Source organism: Streptomyces nanshensis (genome assembly GCF_001751255.1).
In the GTDB taxonomy this organism is placed as follows: domain Bacteria; phylum Actinomycetota; class Actinomycetes; order Streptomycetales; family Streptomycetaceae; genus Streptomyces; species Streptomyces nanshensis_A.
In genome coordinates this window covers 1-3,180 of the sequence record NZ_LJGW01000196.1, presented here as the reverse complement: position 1 = coordinate 3,180, position 3,180 = coordinate 1, and the positions used below count along the sequence as shown (strand labels likewise).

Annotated in this window: 1 protein-coding gene and 1 pseudogene; one reads left to right on the top strand and one right to left on the bottom strand. The window is 74.6% G+C overall.

Translation table 11 applies throughout. From position 1 onward, the window contains the following. Positions 1–1,091, top strand: a pseudogene (locus tag AN218_RS36630) (glycosyltransferase); the annotation flags it as partial. Here the strand turns inward: AN218_RS36630 and AN218_RS36625 are convergent. Then, positions 1,046–3,130 carry a hypothetical protein gene (locus tag AN218_RS36625; protein WP_079132072.1) on the bottom strand — a complete coding sequence of 695 codons (2,085 nt, stop codon included), beginning with the start codon at positions 3,128–3,130 and terminating at the stop codon, positions 1,046–1,048. The pseudogene AN218_RS36630 and the gene AN218_RS36625 sit on opposite strands and share 46 nt — an antisense overlap. Positions 3,131–3,180: the final 50 nt, after the last annotated feature.

Below are 3,180 nucleotides of genomic sequence, written 5' to 3'. Positions count from 1 at the left end.
CGATGCGCGTCGCCGGTCCGGTGCTGCGTCCCGCCGTACGCGCCTGGCGGCGGCGCCGTCATCCGAACCGTCCCGCGGCCAAGCTGCGCCGCCCCGTCGCCCGTACCCGGGTGGCAGCCGACGGTTCGCTGCACATCCGGCTGCTGGCCAAGCGGCTGCCCAAGACTCCGGCCGCGCTCGTCGTACGGGCGCGCCGGGCCGGCGGAGCGCCGCACCGGATCGCGCTGCCGCCCCGCGCCGAGGCCGTCGACGGCTGGATCGACGTACGGATCGAACGCTCCGCGCACCCCCTCGCGGAGGACCGCTGGGACACCTACGTCGAGCGGATCTCCGACGGCAAGCGCAAGCGCGTCCAGTCCGAACTGGTCGAGACGGCCCGGCTGTTGTCGATGCCCGCGCCCCTCGACTCCGACGGCGTGCTCACCCCGTGGGTGCCCTACACGACCCTCGACGGCTATCTCGCCGTACGGGCCTGGCGGCGCCCCGGGCACGCCGAGGTCACCTCGGTCGAGCTGGGGCAGGAGAGCTGCACCGTACGGGCCGATCTCTACGGGCGTGCGGCACAGGTCGCGGACGGCGACGGCAGCACGGTCGTCGCTGTCTCCCGGGCGGCGTCGGAGCCGGACTTCGAGGTTCCGTACGAGCTGGTCTCCGGGCTCGTGCCGTCGCTCGTCTTCGAGCTCCCCTACGAGCTTCCGGCCGCCCTCGACTCGGGCGGTCTGAAGGGCGTATGGGATCTGTGGCTGCGGACCGGTACGGAGGACGACGCACCCCGTGTGCGCTTCGGGCGGCTCCTCGGCGACCTCGCCGACCGGAAGAAGACGGATCTCGTGCCGCGGGTACGGCTCGGTGAGACCGAGACCGGGGTGTGGTTCTACTTCTCGCTCGTCAACGATCTGGTGGTGGCGCTCCAGCCGCTGCCGCTGCCGTCGGAGACACCGCTGGAGCCCGCACCGGTGCAGGCCGCGGCCCCGGGCACCGCGGGCGCACAGGGCGAGGGCTCAGGGGGCGGCGGCGCGGAGGCGCCGGTACGGAGCGGGCGAGGTCAGAGCGCGCCGTCCTCCTCTGCGGACGCGCCGGCCGGAGGCTGACCCTCCGGCCCGGCGGGCTCCGGACCGGTGGAGTCCGCCGCGGCGGGCTCCGGACCGTCCGCCCGTACCGCCCGTCCGTGGCGTACCCGGTGCGCCTCCGCCTCCGCGCGCAGCGCCTCCACGGCCCGGGCGAAGCGCACCGCGGAGGGCGGCTCGTCCGGTCCCAGCAGATACGCCTTGAGGTGGGTACGGGCCGTCCGCAGCGGATCCGCGGACGTCCCGCGCACGGAATCCAGCAGCGCGGGGATGCCGTCGGCCTCCGGCGTCAGGATGGTGGCCGCGCTGACGGTCGGGAACCCGGCGCGGAACTCCTCCTCCGGCAGCCCCGTGGTGTTGACGACCGCATAGGGCTTCTCGCTGCTCAGATAGTCCGACACCACGCTCGATACGTCCGACACCAGCAGGTCGGCCTGGTTGAAGCACGAGTAGATGCCGGGCCGCTGCCCCGCCAGCACCTGGTGCTCCGCGGGATCGCACGCCCGCCAGTGGCTGTCCTCCCACGCCTCGACCGCCTCCCGTACGGCCGCAGCCGAGGGCGACGCCCCCGCGTGCTGGCGCAGCATGCGCTCGGCCTCGTCGCCGCCGTGTCCCGGACCGCGGCCCTCCAGTCCGGCCAACGCGGCCTCGTGCCGGGCCAGTTCGGCGCGGGCCCGCGTGCGCTCCGGGGTGTTACGGGCGTCGGGACCGTACGCGCGGTCGCGGCGGCGCGCCTCGGCCCGCGCGATCTGCTCGCGGATGCGCCGGTCCACCTCCTTCATCGCCGGGTCGACCGAACCCGTCATCGGGTGCGGCTTGTACAGCAGCCGTACGCCCGGGTCCGCCAGCAGCGCCGCCACGATCCGCTCGCCCGCCAGCGGCAGGGAGGTGTTGCCCGGGTCGTCCGTCCACCCCTCCCACGTCGGCGCGTACAGCACGGTGACGGGTGCGCCCGGCGCGGGCGGCCCGGCGTACGGGCGGATCGGTTCGAGCTGCGGGCGGCCCACCTCCACCACGTCCTCGTCGCGTACGCCGATGCCGGCGAGGCGGTAGCGCTCGCGGGCGGCGGGACCGGCGACCCAGACCTCGTCGTACGCCTTCGCGTACGGGTTGCAGGAGGAGAGCTTGTCGCTCTCGCCGTGGTTGATGAACGCGTGCTTGACGGTCGGGATGCGCAGTACGTGGGAGGTCTTTCCGGAGTTCGCCGGGTGCAGCAGCACGGCGAGACCGGAGTGCTCCAGGCGCATCAGATGGGCGACCTTCGGTATGCAGACGACCGGGATGTCCGTCGCCTCGATCCTCTGCACCATGAAGCGCTCACGCAGCACGATGACGGGCCTGCCGTCGAGCCTGGCGAGCGTGGAGAGCCACATGTTCGCCTGGTACGCGGAGGCCGTGCCGCCGGAGAAGTACATGCCCACCGTCGGCTTGTACGCCGCCAGCCAGCCGTCGAGCCAGGCGAGGACCTCCTCCTCGCCCGCGGGGCGGCGCGCGGGCAGCAGCCGGAACGCGAGATGTGCGACGCCGGCGAGCAGCACCGCCCAGCAGCCGAGCGCCGTGAGCGCGCCCCAGCGGGCGTCGCCCGTGACCGCCGTGACCGCCGACCCCGCGGTGAGGAGCGCCGAGCAGGCCAGCAGCCGCGCGGAACCGTACCGTCCGAAGAGCGCGGGCGGTGCCGTGCCGATGCGCAGGGCGGAGGCGTCGATGTTGCGGGTGACGACGGGCAGCCTGCGCGAGCGCCGTACGCGGCCGGCGACCGCCTGGCACACGAAGTGCGCCGCCCAGCACCCCAGCACGGCGACCAGCAGCCAGGCCGCGTACGCGACCGGACGGAGCACCTCCAGACGTGCCAGACCGCCGAGGAGAAGCCCGTCCCGCAGCAACTGCCGTACGGGGTGGTGGAGTTGGGCGCGGGAGAGGCCGCGGGCGAGGGCCGTGCCGCGGGTCAGCAGCCATGCCTCGATGAGAAGGCCGAGCACCGCGCCGGCGACGACGGGCGCGGTGGCGGGCAGCAGGACACCGAGGAGCTGGAGCAGATATCCGCCGGCCAGCAGCGCGAGCACGGCGGCTGCCGCGACGGCGGGACCGCGCCGCCGCCGGCCGGGACCGCCCG